This window comes from Mycobacterium sp. TKK-01-0059 (assembly GCF_000709305.1).
Classification (GTDB): Bacteria; Actinomycetota; Actinomycetes; order Mycobacteriales; family Mycobacteriaceae; genus Mycobacterium; species Mycobacterium intracellulare.
On the sequence record NZ_KL446993.1, the window covers coordinates 3,866,442 to 3,884,572 of the forward strand.

Here is an 18,131-nt window from a genome sequence, read left to right on the forward strand (position 1 = left end):
AGCCACATGCCTTTCGAACCCGCTAGCGGATGCGATAGCGGTTTGCGCACGATCCCGGTGCAAGCACGGCCGAAAGCGCTGGTTGCCAACGGCTTTGCTTCAGCCGCGGTATCGATACGGCGTGGCTGGCGAGTCCGATTCCCGCGCCGAGGATGGGCCAGATCGGCCAGAAGTAGGTGGCGTCGGTCGTCAGGGCGACGGCCGTCCAGACGGTGAGCACGATGACGACCATGGCGAGGTACGCGGCGAGGTGGGCGCGCAGTCCGCGACGGGCCGCGGCGACGCGAGCGGCGCGCCGGCGGGGATCGTGACGCCGGATGCGATCGACCGGCAGGTCGGCGAGGAGTTCGCGGAGTTCGTGGTCGGTCTGCGTCTGGAAAGTGGCTTGTAGCCGTCGGTCGTACTCGTCGATCTGCAGGTAGCCCTGGGCGAGGCCCTGACCGAGGAGGTCGGCCGTGCGCTCCCGGTCGCGGGTGCCGGCGAGCGTGGATGTGGTGTCAAGCAGATTCGTCATGTCGTCTCCTTGGTCGCCGATGTGAATGCCATTAACATAGGCCTTAATGTTAATGTCGTCAACATGGCTGTGAAGCGGTCGACCGTGCGCCGGCGGGAGAGCTATCACCACGGTGATCTCAAGCGCGCGCTGACCAGCGCCGCGCTGTCGCTGGTGGCCGAGAAGGGGCCGAAAGGGTTCACCCTCACGGAGGCGGCGCGCCGCGCCGGGGTCAGCGCCGCGGCGCCGTACCGGCACTTCGCCGACAAGGCCGAGCTGCTGGCCTCGGTCGCCGAACAGGGATTCCGCGAACTGCACGCCGAGTTGGCCGCGGCGGCCGATCGCGTGTCGGATCCGAAGGAACGGGTGACGGAGCTCGGGCGGGCCTACGTGCGCTGGGCCATCGCCCATCCCGATCACTATCAGGTGATGTTCGGGGCGTCGCTGAAGGCCGAGCACGGCCTTGCGGTAGCCGGCGAGCAGGCGTTCGGGGACCTGCTCGACGCGATCACCCGGTGCCAGGAGGCCGGGATCGTCGCGGCTCAGGATCCCCGCGAGGTGGCCGGGCCGCTCTGGTCGCTGGTGCACGGCATCGCGACGCTTGCGATCGGCGGGCACCTGCAGGCTGTCGGCATCGCCCAGGCTCCCGACGAACTGGTCGACGGCGTTGTGGCGCAAGTGCTTTGAGTGATCACCAAGGTCGTTCTGTTTCCCGGCTGGTTCCGGGGGTGAAGGTGACCGGGAGCTTGCCCAGCCCGGTCATGCTCGGGTTGCCCAGGTATTGGTGGACGTTTTCGACGTCGACCTGATAGTCGGGGATGCGGGCGAGGACGGCCTTGACCATCACTGCCGACATCAGCCGGGCGAGATGCGATCCGATGCAGCGGTGCGGGCCGAGGCCAAATGCGACGTGGCGGTTGGGTGCGCGGTCGAGGATGATCTCGTCGGGCCGGTCGAACTCGGTTTCGTCGTGGTTGGCCGAGAGCCAGCTGAGGACGACTTTGTCGTTCTTGCGGAGGCATTGGCCGCCGAGGACAACGTCGTGAGTGACTGTGCGGCTGAGGGTTTGGTTGACCGAGAAGTAGCGCAGGAATTCGTCGGTGGCGGTGCGGTAGAGCTCGGGATGGTCGATGAGTTGCTGTCTGAGGTCGGGGTGAGTGCCCAGGTGCCTTAGCGTCAGTGCGGTTTGCGAGGTGGTGGTGTCGACGCCGCCGCCGATGAGGTTCCACAGGATGTTGAGCAGCTGTTCGTCGGTGAGGCGATGGCCGTCGAATTCGAATTGCAGCAGGAAGCTGGTCAGGTCGTCTTCGAGGTTGCTGCGCCTGGCCGTGGCGAATTCGATGACTTCTTGCATCATGGCGGGGACTTTGGCGATCGCGTCGGCGTACTCGTCGCTGTCCTGCGGGACGGCCATGACGGAGTGAAAGAGGTTGGCGTACAAGTGCCAATTGTCGTAGGGCAGGCCCATCAGCTTCATGGTCAGGATGGCCGGGACCGGGCTGGCGTAGTCGAGCACCAGGTCCATCTGCCCTGTTGTGATGTGTTGGTCGAGGAACCAGTGCGCGGACTGCTCCATGAACGGCTTGAGTTTCTCGACGGCGCCGGGGGAGAAGTACGGGGCCAGCGCGTGGCGGAGGGCTTGGTGGTAGGGGCCGTCGACCTCGCCGATGCCCAGGGCCGGTTGGCCGTCGGGGCGCGGGACGCCCATCTCGCCTTGGTAGTCGACGCCGTCGGGGGCGTTGGGTTCGTATTTGTGGGCGAAGGTGTCGCCGTCGCGGGCCGTATGGCTGACGGCGTCATAGCTGCTGAGGTACCAGAAGCCGTCGTAGTTCTCGTTCCAGGCGACCGGACATCGTTGCCGCAGTTCGGCATTGACGGCCAGCTCGTTGAGGTTGAACGCGTCGGAATGATGGTCGAAGTCGACGGTGGCGTCGGGCCGGACCTTCGGGCGTGTGACCATCGAAAAGCTCTCCCACGGAAGCGGTCTGCTTAGTTGGCGGTGACGGGCGCTTATTGGTTTATCTTTGCATTATTGCGCTTTTGAGTGGCGTGGAGAAGCGCGGTTGAAGGGCGGTAGCGACTGCGTTCGTCAGGGGTGTGACTTGCTGCGGAGGTTGGGTTGAGTAGTCATCGAACGGTTTTCAATCACGTTGGGTTGTGCGTCACGGATCGCGAGCGGTCGCGCCGCTTCTACGAGGGCCTGCTGGGGTTCCAGTTCTGGTGGGAGCTCGACCCGCCCGATGGTGCGACGTCGCAGCTGGTCGGACTGCCCGAGCCGCTCGGCGTGCACGCGACCTATCTGGTGCGGGACGGGTTCGTGCTCGAGCTCATGGACTACTCGAAGCGTCAGGTGCATGTCGGTTCGGAGCGGGTGATGGACCAGATCGGCCTGACGCACATCTCGTTCTCGGTGTCCGATCTTCCAGGCGTGTTGGCCCGGGTGGCAGAGTTCGGGGGAGCGGTGGTCGATTCGTCGGTGTCGGCCGGCGCGGCGATGATTCGGGATCCGGATGGGCAGTTGTTGGAGTTGCTTTCGGATGGGTGGTTGAAGGCGTTGCCGCCGAGGCCGTAGAGGAGTAGAGGAGGAGTGCGTCTTGTCGGGCAGCCATTAGGCGCACCGGCCCACCACGTGCGCTTCGACAATGGCCCCGAGTCCATGGACCGCGCCGTCAACGATTGCTGCCGATTCAACAGCACCGGTTCACTATTCATCAATCCTGCGTCGCCCTGGCAGAACTCCTGGATCGAGTCGTTCAACGGACGGTTGCGCGGCAAACTGCTCAACTCATGGCACTTCGCTTCGCTGCGCGAAGCCCATGTGATCATCGAAGACTGGCGCGGCGACTACAACGCCAACCGACCCCACACCGCCGACGGCGATCTCACCCCAACCGAGTTCGCTCTACAGTGGACCCAACGTCGACGTTTTGGTCAGGGTCAGGAACTCAAACCACCCGTACGTTTTCACTGCCGCCGTGGGTGTCCGACTCGTATACTCTGCCAAGCTGCAATGGCGCATATGGCCGAGCTCCGCTTCGGCAGTGAAGGATGTCGGTGGGGTTCGAACTGTCCGATCTTGCGAGGCTGCTTAATATGGGTCCGCCCGCTGGCGAGGCGTGGTTTGAGCAGACCGAATCGATCGTAGGCTTCGCCCCGCAGAAGCCCAGCGCCAAGAGACCCATCATCCTCCGCCACTGGCCGAGTTCTGGCGCGATCGCGTACGTCTTCGCTCGTACGTCCAACCTCGATCGCATCGAAGTTCTCAACCCTGGGCATGACCATCGCGACGAATGGCCCAAATGCTGGCTCCGTGACGACGGCAGCATCGTGGTCTCGCGGCCGCTACCTGTCCCAAAGGATGCCCTCGACGAGGCGCACCGACTGTGCAGCGACGATGACGAAAGCACCATCGAGGCAGTGATGAAGGCGCGATGGCAGACGAAGTAGATGTCGGCGACCCGCTCGCCGATTTCGGCGAGGAGTTCGGCGCCGCCGATGCCAGTACTGGCGACCTGAAGGCCTTGATCGAAGAGTTCGAGCGCCGCGGTATCGGTCCGTTCTGGCTTCAAGAGATTCAGACGGCCGCATCACGTGTCGCTCGGCGGTACAGCCCCTCTGTCTACGCTCGCACTGCCACATGGGATGACGACTCCGTCAATGATCTGGTTCAAGACGTGGTCGAACGTATGATGACGAAGGGCCAGGCTGAGTACATCTGTGATGTCGCGAACGACTTCGGCCACGCCCGGGCGCTGATATACCGCCAAGTGCGAATTACATTGATCGACCGTAGGCAGCGGACAGCGGTCGACAACCTTTTTGATCGAGCCGTAGAGCGCCTCGCGGAGCCGCCCTTCGAGCAGGTGAAGACAAAGCCGCGATCTTGGCGGATTGCTGACTGCATACTCGAGGCCACGCCCTACACACGGCGGCTCACCGCATCACTTGCGGCGCTGCCGCGCCTTCCAGGCAATGGGACCGAACGGGCCAGCCCCATCTGGACGACGGAGACCCTTACTGGTGCTCTGATCCTCATCTGCAACGCCGTTAGCGAGATCCAGGAATTCGATCTTCGGAAGATTCTGGACGAATCGTTGACAGTCTTCGCAACAGCGGAGGTTGTCTCTGATGAGGCCGGGAGTGCAGACAGCTCCGGCGAACTCGACCCCAGCGACCTGATCATGGCGAACGAACTCACAGAGCGACTCGATGAAGCGTTGACGCATGAGGAGGCGGCGGTGCTAGCTGGCAAGTGGATCGGCGATGCTGACGGCGACATCGCACGCCGCCTCGGTGTCAGCCGGCCCACCGCCGCGAAGTACAAGGCGTCCGCCTTCGCGAAGGTTCGTGACGAACTCACCTCGCAAAGTGAAGCCGTGGTCAGGTACGTCTTGGAGCGTCTGCAGTCAGTTGTAATCACCAAGGCAGGGGGAGGTGCACTTTGAACGACATCGAGATCGGTGGCATCTACCGCGCGGTGGCGATGGACCATGAAACCCCGGCCGCGTTGCTGCTCGTCACAGACTTCGATGAGGCGACGCAGTCTCTCACCGTGACTTTGCTCAGCCCGGACGTCGAGTTCGGCTCAAGCACCGACCTCTTCCTATCCGGGGAGGAGATTGGCCGCACCTACGATTTACTCGCGGAGTCTGACGTTTTCGGCTATGCATGGGTGGTCCAGCTCGGCCGACGCATTGGACGAGTCGACACGCAAGTTCTGAAGGCTCTCTCCGCGCTGCGCGAGGAGGATCCGGTCGATCGTCCGGTTGCTGGCCCTCCAGTTGTTGACCGCAGCGACCCTCGCTGGAAGTTCAAACTCCAGGAGTTGAAACGGCTCCAGGGTTTGACCGCAGACTGCACTCGCGAACTTATCGACGGCGGGCGGGTTGCTTCCATCGACCCGAATGCACTTCGCGCACCCTCCACCGAGGCCGAAATCGCAGCATTCGAGGAGTTCGTGGTGGGAGTCGTCGAAGGAGTGGGCCGCGGCACAGCGCGAGTCCCCGGTTGGCTCGTCGACATCGCCCTAGACGATGAACTCGTCGCCGCCTACCGTGCGGTCGGCCTATACAACTCCCTGCGCCTTCTTTGGAAACTCGCCGATCCAACAGACGTAGCCCCCACACCTCCATCTGCTAGCCCTCCGCTGGAGCATTTCCAAATCCTTCAAGCGGAGATGGCGTCCGCGTCTGGACACTCGAGTCTGTGGCTCCTGGGCCGGTCAACCGACATTCGAGGTCCTATCGAGGCACGCCCCGCCCGCACTCGTGATGGACGCCTCGTCCAGATCAGCCTAATTTCCGCCAGCGCGCACGTCACCCAGTCTCGAGAGGTCTACGCGTGAGTAATCCACTGATCGAGCGCCGCTTGCCCTTTGCGGCGCGCCGCGGCATCACGCTTCGCCGCTGGCGCCTCCAGAATTTCAAGTCCGTTCGAACCGCCGAGGTCGAACTTCGCCCACTGACCGTAGTCGTTGGTGCGAACAGCGCGGGCAAGAGCACACTGCTCCAGAGCATCCGCGCTGCGAGTCAGGCGACAGGAACAACGGGCTATCTCTACCCGCTCAATGGTCGTGGGGTCCGTCTCGGCACCGTTGCCGAAGTGAAGTACCGGGGCCCCGGCAACGACGAAGAACCGCTGATCATCGGCGCCGATTTCGACATTCGGGCCCCGCGGGTCGTATATCGCGAGGGCAGGCGTCTCGCCCCAGCACAGGTAGGCCCGCTTCTCGCAACCCTGTCCTGGGAAGTCAAGCTCGGCGAGTCAAAGCAACAGAAGGGTATCGCCAAGATCGAGCGGCTCAACGTCGACCTGAAGCCAATGGACTCTGATTCGCTTGCCAGGAACGCTCCGCGTGTCGACAGAGCTTGGGTACTTGCCATAGCGGATGACGACGCCGAAGATCTCGTTCCAGTCGAGGATGATGATGCGCGTTCCATCCCACACTACTTTTCGGGACAGTTTGCCGGTGCCGATGGCAACGTGCTGGAGGTCGTCGACATCCTTGTCACGGGAGGCTTCCCGCTCGACGCCTCGGTAATGCGCCCACGCGCAGAGGTCCTGTTTGAGGCTTGGCGCGACATGCTCCTCCGAAGGTCGATCCAAGAGCGGGACGAGATCGAGCAAGACCTCTTTACCGAGGAAAAAGCAATCGAGGAAGTAAGGCGTGTTCTGCTCTCGGTTCATGCCGCTGTGGCCGACGCGAAGGCTGAGTACGCAGACGCTGTGCGCATTGAGCTCGGTTCCAAAGCTCCTGAGACACGTTCCAAGATCGACCTCAACATCGCGTCGTCCGAGACCTTCAGCGATGCAGTTGTCGAGGAACTGACCAGAGGTGGAGTTCAAGGCGAGGTGCCCTTCCCTCACCGCCTGGACGACCTGGGCAGGGCCTCGAATCTCGCGTCCTCCTACCTAAGCGCAGGAATTCGGTACCTCGGCCCGCTCCGAGACGAACCCCGGGCCTCATATCCCGACTCGCCGGAAGGCGACGACTCCTATGTCGGCCCGAAGGGCGAATTCACCGCCGCCGTGCTGCAACGTCACGGTGACCGGAAAGTCAGCGTCCCGTCTCCGCAGCCAGACGGAACCATCAAGACTCCCCGTCGGCCCATCCAACTCATCACGGCCGTCAACCGATGGGCCGAATACCTCGACATTGGCGAGAGCTTCTCGGTTTCCGACCAGGGCCGCTTCGGGATCCAAATGGAAGTGAGGCAAAAGGATGTCGATGGAGACCTTGATTTGACCAGTGTCGGTACCGGCGTCAGCCAGTTGCTGCCGGTCATCGTGATGTGCTTGCAGGCACCAGTCGGCTCACTGCTCCTGATCGAACAACCCGAGTTGCATCTCAATCCGCGGGTGCAGCAGCGCCTTACAGACTTCCTGTTGGAGATCGCTCAGAGCGGACGACACCTCATCGTCGAGACGCACAGTGAGTACCTGATTTCGCGTCTGCGGCGGCGTGTTGCCGAGGATCTCGATGACGATCTTCAGGACACCATCGGTATCTACTTCGCGAAGCGCGTAGACGGCGCGACCACCTACGAACCTGTAAAGACGAACGAATACGGCGGCGTTGAAGAGTGGCCGGAGAACTTTTTCGACCAGGCCACGGAGGAAGAGCACGCGATCCTGTCGGCGGCGGTCAAGAAGCGCCGGACCAAGGCGGCCCAGTCGGAGTAGGCATCGGCCCTTTACATCGGCGCCACTTAGCCCGGATTGGACTGGGTGTCCGGCAGAGAGTTAGCGGCAACAACGCAGAAGGGGGCTCCGGAATGGCACGAGCCGTACGCAAGGTCGCAACAAAGAGCCTTGAGCAGAAGCTCTGGGACGCCGCCGACGCTCTACGCGGCAATCAGGAGCCGAGCGAGTATAAGCACGTCGTGCTCGGCTTGGTGTTCCTCAAGTACATATCCGATCGATTTGAGGGTCGTCGCAGAGAGCTTGAAGCCGAACTTGCAGCCGAAGGGTTGAAGCCAGAGCAGATCGAGCGTCTCGTCGAGGACCGCGACGAGTACACCAGCCAATCGGTGTTTTGGGTCCCTGCCGCCGCCCGGTGGGGCATCATCCAGAAGTCCGCCAAGCAGCCTGAGATCGGTGAATCCATCGACAACGCAATGGACCTCATAGAGCGCGAGAACCCGAAGCTACGTGGGGTGTTGCCGCGCAATTATGGACGCGAGGACCTCGACAAGGGTCGTCTCGGCCAGCTTGTTGACATCATCGGGTCAATTGGGTTCACCGAGACCGATGACCACGGGTCCGATGACGTGCTCGGCCGGGTCTATGAATACTTCCTCGGCCAGTTCGCCGGCAGGGAGACCGGCAAGGACGCGGGGGCGTTTTACACTCCCCGCTCGGTGGTCAGGACCCTGGTCGAGATGCTCGAGCCGTACCATGGCCGCGTCTACGACCCCGCGTGCGGTTCTGGCGGCATGTTCGTCCAGTCCGCCGAGTTCGTGAAGGCGCACGGTGGCAAACGCAACGACATCTCCGTCTACGGCCAGGAATTCACCGCGACCACCTGGAAGCTCGCGAAAATGAACCTTGCCCTGCGGGGCATCGACGCCGACCTCGGGGACAAGTCCGCAGACTCATTCACCCAGGACCTTCACCCCGACCTCCGGGCCGACTTTGTGCTCGCGAACCCTCCGTTCAACGTCAGCGACTGGTGGAACGCAAAACTCACCGATGATCCCCGCTGGAAGTACGGAACGCCGCCGGAGGGAAATGCCAACTTCGCGTGGGTGCAGCACTTCATCTATCACCTGAGCCCGCGCGGCAACGCCGGATTCGTCCTGGCGAACGGTTCACTCAGCTCGAAGAGTGGCGGCGAGGGTGAGATCCGCCGCAAGCTCGTCGAGGCCGACGTCGTCGACTGCATTGTCGCCATGCCCGACAAGCTCTTCTTCAACACGGGCATTTCGGTGAGCCTTTGGTTCATCAGCAGGGACCGAGCCGGCAACGCGCAGCATCGCGCACGAAAGGGCGAGGTGCTGTTCATCGACGCCCGAAAACTCGGAGCGATGATTAACCGCCGCCTCCGAGAGCTGTCCGCCGACGACATCGAACAGATCGCCGACGTCTACCACTCCTGGCGCAACCACGATGGCGGATTTGAGGACGTCGCGGGATTCGCAAAAGTGGCCTCGCTCAAGGAGATCGAGCAGCACGACTTCGTGCTAACGCCGGGGCGCTATGTCGGTACCGAAGAACCTGAAGCCGACGACGAACCGATTGCGGACAGAATCGAGCGGTTGACGAAGGAGCTGTTCGCTGAGTTCGAACGGGGCCGTGAGATTGAAGTCCAGATTCGAGCCCGACTGGACGTGCTCGAATGAGCAGCAGGTGGAGACTCACCACACTCGGTGAGTTGGAGCACGAGTCCAATGGCGTGATTCAAACCGGTCCGTTCGGGAGCCAGCTTCACGCGAGCGACTACTCGGCTGTTGGGACTCCAGTTGTGATGCCGACAAACATTCGCGAGCTGCGGATCTCAACGGACGGAATTGCTCGGGTGTCTAGCGAACACGTCGAGCGCCTCGCCCGACACAAACTAATGCCAGGGGACATCGTCTACAGTCGGCGTGGCGATGTTGAAAAGTGCGCGCTAGTCACAGAGGTCGAAAATGGATGGCTGTGCGGGACGGGTTGTCTGCTTGTCCGTGTGGGTGGCCCAACCGTCGACGCGCGATGTTTGGCCTACGCCCTATCGCTCCCAGCGACTCGCAACTGGATTACTCGGCACGCCGTAGGCGCGACCATGCCCAATCTCAACACGGGTGTTCTGCGGGAGGTGCCCGTTTATCTGCCACCCGTCGCAGAGCAACGCTCCATCGCCTCCACCCTCGGCGCACTTGACGACAAGATCGAATGCAACAAACGCCAGCGTGGTTTGCTGCGAAAACTGGGAGCCGCGCGATTCGCCGGTGCCCTCGCTGACGGTGGACTTGAGCGACCGCTCCATTCCGTCACAACGAGTATCGCTCGAGGGGTTTCGCCCAAGTACGCGGACGATGAGACTTTGGCTCCGCTCGCGCTGAACCAGAGGTGCATCCGTGACGGCTGGGTGTCGTTGGCACCTGCGCGGCGCGTGCAGGACCGAGCTGTAGCGCCCGCGCGCAAGGCGTCGAGCGGAGACATCCTGGTGAACTCGACTGGAGTCGGCACACTCGGGCGAGTTGCTCGATGGCACGAAGGCTCGATCTTCGTCGACAGCCACGTCTCTGTGATCAAGCCAGATGTCGCGGAGGTTGGGCCCACTGTCCTGGCGTACGCAATGCTCGGGCGCGTGCCCGATATTGAGGCACTGGGCGAAGGGAGCACTGGCCAGACTGAACTCAGCCCCACTCGGCTCGGTGAATTCAAGGTGCTCCTTCCGGACGCCGCGAAGATGAGTGTGCTTGAAGACGAATTGTTCGCAATAGAACGCCGCGCAGAGCACCTTGCTACCGAGAATGGCTATCTCGCATCGGTACGCGATGTACTCCTTCCCGAGCTGTTGTCTGGCCGCATTCGGGTTCCGATCGAGGAGGTGTCGTGAGCGCTATCGACTCCGGCTGGGCCATCAACGCGTTGCAGGAGTTCATACGAGCAACCGATCAGGTCGCGTATGACAATCGCCCCGGTAGCGGTGTCGTCATTATGGGAACCCACCAGCGTGCCTCGGACTCCGAGGTCGCGGAACTCGCGCACGTGGCTGAGCAGATCCTCGATCGGGTGCTGCCAGAGTGGCGGCATGCGGACGACCGGCCCTCCGAGGTGCGGCACAAAGCTCGCTGGAACCACCTGCGCGACTGGGCCGGTCGCGGCATCGCCGCCTTGCGTCGTGAGCAAGAGTTGCGCGAGAAGCTGGGCGACGATGCTCCTCACATCTCGGCGGGTCACCTTCATCCCTGGGTATGGAGCGGCGCTCGCTCGCTGTGGCAGTCGGGGCACTACCGTTCCGCCGTCGAAGACGCTGCGAAGAAGGTCAACGCCGAAACGCAGAACAAGGTTGGGCGTCGCGATGTTAGCGAGACAGACTTGTTCAAGCAGGCGTTCAGTCTAGACACCGCGGCCACCGGGAAATCGCGGCTGCGGCGCAGGAATCCCGACGGCACCGACACATACAAGTCGGTCCAGCGCGGCGCCTGGGCACTAGCAGAAGGCATCTATGCAGGGATTCGCAACCCGTTCAACCACGACAATCCCGAGGACATCGACGCGCAGACCGGCCTGGAGTACCTGGCTGCACTGAGCGTGCTCGCCCGATGGGTAGACGATGCGGAGGTCGAGGCAGCGCCGTGAGTAACTTCAACGAATCCGTCGTCGAGCAAGCCGCCCTGGAGTGGTTCGCAGACCTCGGCTACCAAACTCTCCACGGGCCGAATATCTCGCCGGGCGGTGATGGCCCACAGTTGCGCGACTCATTTGCCGACGTCGTGCTCATCGACCGACTGCTGCCCACTGTGCGCGGGCTGAACGCCGGCGTTGATAACACCGTCATCGACCAGGCCATCAAGCGCCTGCTCCGCCCGGAATCCCAGAACCCGATTGATGAGAATTACCGAATCCATCAGTTCCTCATCGGCGGCGTGCCGGTCGAGCACCGAGCGGCGGACGGTCAGACGCGCACCATCCGCGTGAAACTCGTCGATTTCGAGAATCCCGAGATGAACGACTGGGTGGCGGTCAACCAGTTCACTGTGACGAAGGACGGTAAAAAACGCCGACCCGACATCGTCGTCTTCGTGAACGGCATGCCGCTAGCGCTCTTCGAGCTGAAGAATCCCGCCGGCGAGAACGCGGACATGAAGGGCGCCTGGAACCAGGTCCAGACCTACCGCCACGACATCGCGCCGATCTTCGACTTCAACGCGGTCACCATCATCTCCGACGGCGTGCCCAGTGCTGCCATGAGTTCGTTCACTGGCGCCTTCGAGCACTACGCACCCTGGAAGACCATCGACGGCCGCGACGTCGTCACGGACCGGCCCTCCCTCGAAGTGATTATTCGAGGTGTGTTCGAGCCGAAGCGATTCCTCGACATCCTCCGCAACTTCGTGGTCTTCAGCGACGAGACAATCACCGACACGACCACGGGCCAGCCGATGCGTTCCCTCGTGAAGCGGGTTGCGAAGTATCATCAGTATTGGGCTGTGAACACCGCGGTCGAGTCGACCGTGAAGGCCGCGAGCCCCGAGGGTGACAAGCGTGGCGGCGTGGTCTGGCACACCCAAGGGTCGGGCAAGAGCTTCGAGATGGTGTTCTACGCCGCGAAGATCATGCGTGATCCGCGCACGGCGAACCCGACCCTCGTCTTCATTACTGACCGCAACGACCTCGACGATCAGCTCTTTGGCGAGACCTTCTCGCCCGCGACCATTCTCCCTGAGAAGCCGGTGCAGGCCGAGAACCGTGCCCATCTGCGTGAGCTGCTCACGCGAGCGTCCGGCGGTATCGTCTTCACGACCCTGCAGAAGTTCGCGCCCGAGGCTCGTGGTGACACCAACCCGGTGCTCACCGACCGACGCAACGTGATCGTCGTCGCGGATGAGGCACACCGGTCGCAGTACGGGTTCGGTGAGACTCTCGACTCTGAAGGGCGGCTTAAGGCCGGCCTCGCCAAGCACATGCGGGACGCGCTTCCCGGCGCGACTTGCCTCGGCTTCACCGGAACGCCGATCGAGACCGCCGATAAATCCACTCAGGCCGTCTTCGGCGACTACATCGACATCTACGACCTCACCCGCGCGGTCGAAGATGGGGCGACCGTGAAGATCTTTTATGAGCCCAGACTTGTCAAGGTTGGCTTGAGCGATTCTGTCTACGGCCAACTCGACGACCTTGCCGACGAGATCACCGAGCAGGTCGAGGAGATGGCTGCGGCAGCAGCAAAATCTCGCTGGGCCCGCGTCGAAGCAATCGTCGGGACGGACGAGCGTCTCGACCTCGTTGCTCGGGAGATCGTCGAGCATTGGGAGAAGCGGCGGAAGTCGCTGATCGGTAAGGGCATGATCGTCGCGATGAGCCGCCGTATCGCAGTCAAGCTGTACGAGAAAATCGTCACCCTTCGGCCCGAGTGGCACACCGACGACCCCCGCACAGGAAAAATCAAGGTCGTCATGACCGGGTCCGCGTCCGACCCGCAAGAGTTCCAGCCACATCTGCATGACAAGGCGACCCGGAAGGAAATCCAGCTTCGGGCAAAGAATCCTGACGACGAGTTGGAACTTGTGATCGTGCGCGACATGTGGCTCACCGGCTTCGATGCGCCCGCGATGCACACGATGTATGTCGACAAAACGATGCATGGTGCGGGACTCATGCAGGCTATTGCGCGCGTCAATCGGACCTTTCGTGACAAGCCGGGCGGCCTCATCGTTGACCTGATTGGGGTCTACTCCAACCTGCAGGAGGCACTCAAGGTCTACTCGCCGTCGGACCGCGATCAAGCGGGTGTGCCCATCGACGAGATGGTCGTCGTCATGCTGGAGAAGCACGACATCGTGACATCACTGCTACACGGAGTGACATTCGACTCGTCGCCAGAGCTGACAGCGTCGGAGAGGCTGGCGCAGTACGCGAAAGTGCTCGACTTCGTCATGGCCGATCCCGATCGCACTAAGCGATACAACGATCAGGTGCTCGCACTCGCAAAGGCTTACGCGTTGTGCGGGGCCCGTGACGAGGCCGCCGCGATAAGTAACGATGTGCGTCTCTTCACCGACGTGCGTGCCGCGATCCTGAAGATTCTTGACCCTGGTTCGGGTCGCAGCGGAGCGGGCGCGGTCGATGTGGATACCGCTATCGGGCAGCTTGTCGATCAAGCGGTGTCGGGAGATCAGGTAATCGACATCTATCAGCTCGCCGGCGTCGAGACACCTGAGTTGTCGATGCTTTCCGATGAATTCCTCGATGGCCTTGCGCATAAGGACAAGCCGAATCTCCAGATCGGCCTGCTCCGTCGGCTCCTCGACGACCGGATCAAGACGATCAAGCGCAGCAACGTCGTACAGACCCGTAAGTTTTCCGAAATGCTTGACGAGGCCATCAACAGGTACAACAACCGGTCGCTCACCTCGGCGCAGATCATCGCAGAACTTGTAATGCTCGCGAAGCAGATGCGCGACGAAATGAACCGACATGCTGCCCTTGGCCTTCGCGAGGATGAGATCGCCTTCTACGACGCAGTCGCCCAGAGCGACTCGGCCGTAATGGAACTCGGCGACGAGACACTGAAAGCGGTCGCCCGGGACCTGGTACGAACGATCCGCGACAACTGGACGATCGACTGGGATGTCAAGGAAAGCGTACGTGCGAGGATGCGCTCAGCAGTTCGCCGCATCTTAATTCGCTACGACTACCCGCCGGATGCCGAAATTGAGGCCATCGAATTGGTCATCGAGCAGGCCGAGATCTTCGCCAACAACGAGGACGAATTCTTGTTCTGAGGTTTACATCTTCCCCGTCACGTCAGATTGAGGTTGGTGACATGGAAGGAGGTAGCCAGTGAACGAAATCAAATGCCCGTGCTGCGGAACCGTATTCACCATTGACGAGGCAGATTACGCCAGCCTCATGCAGCAGGTGCGCACGGTGGAGTTCGAGAAAGAACTCCACGCGCGGCTCGCTGAGGTCGAGAAGGCCAAGAGTGTCGAGATTGAGCTCGCCAAGGCGGAGGTCGCTCAGCAGGCGCAGCAGGCTGCCGCGCAGAAGGACGCTGACATTCAGCGACTTCAGAACGAGGTCGACGCGGCGAGCACGGCGCAGGCGCTCGCAATCGCGAAGGCCGCTGAAGAGGCGCAGAAAGCCCTCGGCGTCAAGGTCGCTCAGATCGAACGTCTCAAAGCAGAGCTGGAAAGTGCTGACGCAGCACAGGAACTCGCGATCGCCAAGGCCGGCGAGAAGGCGCAGAAGACTGCCGCCGAGAAGGACGCGGAGATCCAGCGCCTGAAGGCCCAACTCGAAAAGGCCAGCACGACACAGGAACTTGTCCTCACAAAAGCCGTCTCGGTGGTGCAGCACAAGCTCGACCAGGCCGAGAACAAGCTCGCCCTCCTAAAGGCCGAGCAGAAGGTCACCGAGGCAGCGCTCAAGGAGAGTCACTCCAAGGACGTCGCGCTCAAGGATGACCTCATCGAGCGCCTCAAGGACATGAAGGCCAAGCTTTCCGTGAAGCTGCTCGGTGAGGACCTTGAGCAACACTGCGAGACCGAGTTCAACCGGGTGCGGGCGCTCGCCTTCCCGAACGCCGAGTTCGGCAAGGACAACGACGCATCTAGCGGAACTAAGGGCGACTACGTCTTCCGAGACTTCAGCGACGACGGGGTCGAGTACATCTCGATCATGTTCGAAATGAAGAACGAGGCGGACGCCTCGTCGAACAAGAAGAAGAATGCCGACTTCCTCGCCAAACTCGACAAGGACAGGCGGGAGAAGGGCTGCGAATACGCCGTCCTCGTATCCATGCTCGAAGAAGACTCCGAGCTGTACACCGGCATCACTGACGTCTCCCACGTGTACCCGAAGATGTTCGTCGTCCGGCCGCAGTTCTTCCTCGCCATTATCGCCCTGCTGCGCAATGCCACTCAGCAGACCATCGTGGTCAAGGCCGAGCTGGAGCAGGTGAAGAAGCAGAACATCGACATCACCAGCTTCGAGGCCGAACTCGAAGGGTTTAAGTCGGCATTCGGCAGGAACTACGACCTTGCGAAGCGCAAGTTCGATACCGCCATCAAGGAGATCGACACCGCTATCGATCGCCTCCAGAAGGTGAAGGACGCACTACTCGGCTCCGAGAACAACCTTCGGCTCGCCAACGACAAGGCGACTGCCCTCACCGTCAAGAAGCTAACCCGTGGTAACGAGACGATGAAGGCCAAGTTCGCCGAACTCGAATCGCCATCGGAGTCTGGGGCCGCCTGACCGATCCGTTTGAAGGTGCCCCCAGCCTTCACAGGCCGAGGGGCACCTCCCTGTTAGTGCCTGGAAGGAGGCTGTCAGTTCCTCTGGGGGAGGCTGGACCGAAACCACCGGTACCAAACCTGACCGTTGATCTTAGCGCCAGTGGCGACAAATCCCTGCCATGTTATTGAGCGTCCTGAATAGGTACTTCAATAGGCCAGCAAGGGCTTTCGCGAGCGAGATGGCAAATTTGATTGCGACCAGCGTGTGAGCGCCGGATCGGCTTGACACGAGAAGATGCCCGCGATCGATTGCACATTCACACCATCGATCCACCGATGGATCCACGAAACCCGTTGCACCTGGCGGAACTGATTACCGAACGTGAAGCCGGGCAGGGGCGTGTCGCTTACTCGGCCGAGCAGAAAAACGTTAGACTGCCTTGTCTCTGAGGTCATTTCCCTCGGATCAGCCTGGGGTGCTTTGCGATTCATGCCACGACACGATGAGTCACGGTCGGTTCACCAGCTTGCTGGATTTTCGTCTGAGTCTTCATCCGCGCTGTCCGTCGTGCTCAGCTCACAGTGCGCTCTCAGCGGTGTACGGGATGCTTCCTTCGTCGGCGGACCTGCCGTGGATGGAGTCAATGGGCTGCTGCGAAGAACCGTGGGACTGGGTTTGCGCCAAGTGCGGCCAACAGTGGTAGCCGCCCCAACGGGGCGCGGTACTCCAGTCGAGCATCGAAGTTAACAAAACACGTTGTGCCGCTTGAATTTTTCGGCAATTCGATGTGGTCCTTCTCGGCGATTTGGCCCGGCATTGCCAGAGTGGACAGCCCTGGCCACTAGGACTCGGCAAGAGTGGCAAGGCTCGCCAGCGATTGACCCTGGTAGTACCAGACGTCTGCGCCGGGGATCGCGTCGAGCGTGATGCCGGTGGCTTCTTGCACGATCTTCTTGGCCAAGGTCGTGGGTGTGAATGTCGTGTCGTCGCCTGGGTCGGCTGCCCATTGCAGGGGCCGGTCGCGGTGCTTGACCCACGTAGCCTGGCCTCGCCGCGGATCGTCTGCGACCCACTGGTTGACCTGTTGGGCGAGTTCGGCGTTGATCCAGGTGTGCAGATCGAGGTCGACCTGCGCTCCCTCGGGGACGGTATTCGATTCGTAGAGCAGGTAGGTGGAGCGGATCCGTCGCTTCTTCTCGGCGATCTTAGTTGCGACGGAATCGGCTGAAGCTGAGACAATCCCAGGTGTTAGCACACGGGTGGTCGGGTCAACTGCTGGGTATAGTCGCCGAAACACGATGCAGATCTGTGGTGCTGTCGGTCCATCCATCAGGAATGCGTTGACGGTGTGCAACTCAATGGTGAGATTGCGGGCCAGGTTCGACAGCCAGGACACGGTGGTGTACGTCTGCGCAGTGAAATCCTCGGCAAGCAAGATGATCTTCGGGACCGTGAGGATGTCGTTTTCCCAGGCGCCGTCAACATGGTCTTCGAGCTGAGCTAGCGCCTCTGCTGTCGAAACCGGCTCGGTTGCAACACGGTTGAGGTAGTCCGCGTGGGCATCGGCCAGAGTGTCTTTGTTGAAGCCGGCCACGAGCGCCGCATATGTGATGGCTTGTAGGTGGATACGAGAATCGGTGCCTCGCTTGAGTTCGACCACGACCAGTTGCCCGGAGCTGTCCAGACCGAGGATGTCGAGGCGCTCCCTGGCCATGTCGCCAGAATCCGACGACCACTTGTCGTACTGCGTGGTCACGATCTTCACTTGATCGCCCAGTACCTCAGGGTGGTCGGTGATCCAGCGTTCAAGGTGAACGGGCTCGAGGATTCCCATCTCGGCAAGTCGGCGCGATGGCATGGGCACACACTCCGCATCCAGGCTCGCGACCGTGAACATCAACATGTCGGACTGCATGCCGTCAGTGTGGCATTACTGCCAGCACTACTGTCGATGCTCCCTGCCCATCGCACAGGCCATCGGGCAGACGACGGCCGGGCAATGCGCACACCGACGCCAACCATTACGAAAACATGAGCTCACACTGCGGCGGCGCTCGCTGCCACCCCCCCGTTATTGGGCCAATCGGGAGCTGCGGCAGCCAGTGCCGCTTGGCGAGGTCACCTCAACCCAAGCGGTGCCGAGAACGTGTGTGAATCCCGCAAGCGATCGCGCATGAGCTAGCAATTGTCAGCAGCGCTTTGTACTTCCCAACCGCGGTGTTCACTACAGTCGAGGAACCCCCGGTCA

General features: G+C 61.7%; 14 protein-coding genes and 1 pseudogene. 12 read left to right on the plus strand and 3 right to left on the minus strand.

Features of this window, described 5'->3' with window-relative positions; genetic code table 11:
• Positions 1 to 22: 22 nt before the first annotated feature.
• Positions 23 to 514, minus strand: coding sequence for a DUF1707 domain-containing protein (locus K883_RS18280; RefSeq protein WP_036455139.1), 492 nt, complete (start codon positions 512 to 514; stop codon positions 23 to 25).
• A gap of 69 nt (positions 515 to 583) precedes the next feature.
• Here K883_RS18280 and K883_RS18285 point away from each other — a divergent pair, with 69 nt between their 5' ends.
• The gene (locus K883_RS18285) at positions 584 to 1,180 is read left to right on the plus strand and encodes a TetR/AcrR family transcriptional regulator (RefSeq protein WP_036455140.1); all 597 of its coding nucleotides are present in this window, start codon (positions 584 to 586) and stop codon (positions 1,178 to 1,180) included.
• Between the two features lie 4 nt (positions 1,181 to 1,184).
• Here K883_RS18285 and K883_RS18290 read toward each other — a convergent pair whose 3' ends face one another.
• Entirely contained in the window at positions 1,185 to 2,453 is a 1,269-nt protein-coding gene (locus K883_RS18290) for a cytochrome P450 (protein ID WP_036455141.1), read from the minus strand.
• A 159-nt stretch (positions 2,454 to 2,612) separates the two neighbouring features.
• On the opposite strand from K883_RS18290, the gene K883_RS18295 reads away from it, so the two are divergent.
• The 11 genes and pseudogenes from K883_RS18295 to K883_RS18340 all read left to right on the plus strand — a co-directional run bounded on the left by K883_RS18295 (position 2,613) and on the right by K883_RS18340 (position 15,901).
• Positions 2,613 to 3,065 (plus strand): VOC family protein, encoded by a 453-nt coding sequence (locus tag K883_RS18295; RefSeq protein ID WP_036455142.1) that lies wholly within the window; start codon positions 2,613 to 2,615, stop codon positions 3,063 to 3,065.
• 39 nt (positions 3,066 to 3,104) lie between these two features.
• Positions 3,105 to 3,407, plus strand: a pseudogene (locus K883_RS26955) (transposase); the annotation flags it as partial.
• A gap of 140 nt (positions 3,408 to 3,547) precedes the next feature.
• The gene (locus K883_RS27945) at positions 3,548 to 3,940 is read left to right on the plus strand and encodes a hypothetical protein (protein WP_162288419.1); all 393 of its coding nucleotides are present in this window, start codon (positions 3,548 to 3,550) and stop codon (positions 3,938 to 3,940) included.
• Entirely contained in the window at positions 3,925 to 4,938 is a 1,014-nt protein-coding gene (locus tag K883_RS18305; RefSeq protein WP_036455144.1) for a helix-turn-helix transcriptional regulator, read from the plus strand. The genes K883_RS27945 and K883_RS18305 overlap by 16 nt, the downstream gene beginning before the upstream one ends.
• The gene (locus tag K883_RS18310) at positions 4,935 to 5,837 is read left to right on the plus strand and encodes a hypothetical protein (protein ID WP_036455145.1); all 903 of its coding nucleotides are present in this window, start codon (positions 4,935 to 4,937) and stop codon (positions 5,835 to 5,837) included. The genes K883_RS18305 and K883_RS18310 overlap by 4 nt, the downstream gene beginning before the upstream one ends.
• Positions 5,834 to 7,675, plus strand: a complete 1,842-nt coding sequence (locus K883_RS18315) for an AAA family ATPase (RefSeq protein WP_156035641.1) — start codon at positions 5,834 to 5,836, stop codon at positions 7,673 to 7,675. Before K883_RS18310 ends, K883_RS18315 begins: the two co-directional genes overlap by 4 nt.
• Positions 7,676 to 7,767: 92 nt before the next feature.
• The gene (locus tag K883_RS18320) at positions 7,768 to 9,333 is read left to right on the plus strand and encodes a class I SAM-dependent DNA methyltransferase (RefSeq protein WP_036455147.1); all 1,566 of its coding nucleotides are present in this window, start codon (positions 7,768 to 7,770) and stop codon (positions 9,331 to 9,333) included.
• Positions 9,334 to 9,551: 218 nt separating this feature from the next.
• Positions 9,552 to 10,535 (plus strand): restriction endonuclease subunit S, encoded by a 984-nt coding sequence (locus tag K883_RS26960; RefSeq protein ID WP_231504882.1) that lies wholly within the window; start codon positions 9,552 to 9,554, stop codon positions 10,533 to 10,535.
• A complete protein-coding gene (locus K883_RS18330) occupies positions 10,532 to 11,281 on the plus strand; it encodes a TIGR02391 family protein (protein ID WP_036455148.1) in 750 nt (249 codons plus the stop codon). Before K883_RS26960 ends, K883_RS18330 begins: the two co-directional genes overlap by 4 nt.
• Positions 11,278 to 14,427 carry a type I restriction endonuclease subunit R gene (locus K883_RS18335; RefSeq protein WP_036455149.1) on the plus strand — a complete coding sequence of 1,050 codons (3,150 nt, stop codon included), beginning with the start codon at positions 11,278 to 11,280 and terminating at the stop codon, positions 14,425 to 14,427. The genes K883_RS18330 and K883_RS18335 overlap by 4 nt, the downstream gene beginning before the upstream one ends.
• Before the next feature lie 58 nt (positions 14,428 to 14,485).
• A complete protein-coding gene (locus K883_RS18340) occupies positions 14,486 to 15,901 on the plus strand; it encodes a DUF2130 domain-containing protein (RefSeq protein WP_036455150.1) in 1,416 nt (471 codons plus the stop codon).
• 823 nt (positions 15,902 to 16,724) lie between these two features.
• Here the strand turns inward: K883_RS18340 and K883_RS18345 are convergent.
• The gene (locus K883_RS18345; RefSeq protein WP_231504856.1) at positions 16,725 to 17,798 is read right to left on the minus strand and encodes a PDDEXK family nuclease; all 1,074 of its coding nucleotides are present in this window, start codon (positions 17,796 to 17,798) and stop codon (positions 16,725 to 16,727) included.
• Positions 17,799 to 18,131 lie beyond the last annotated feature (333 nt).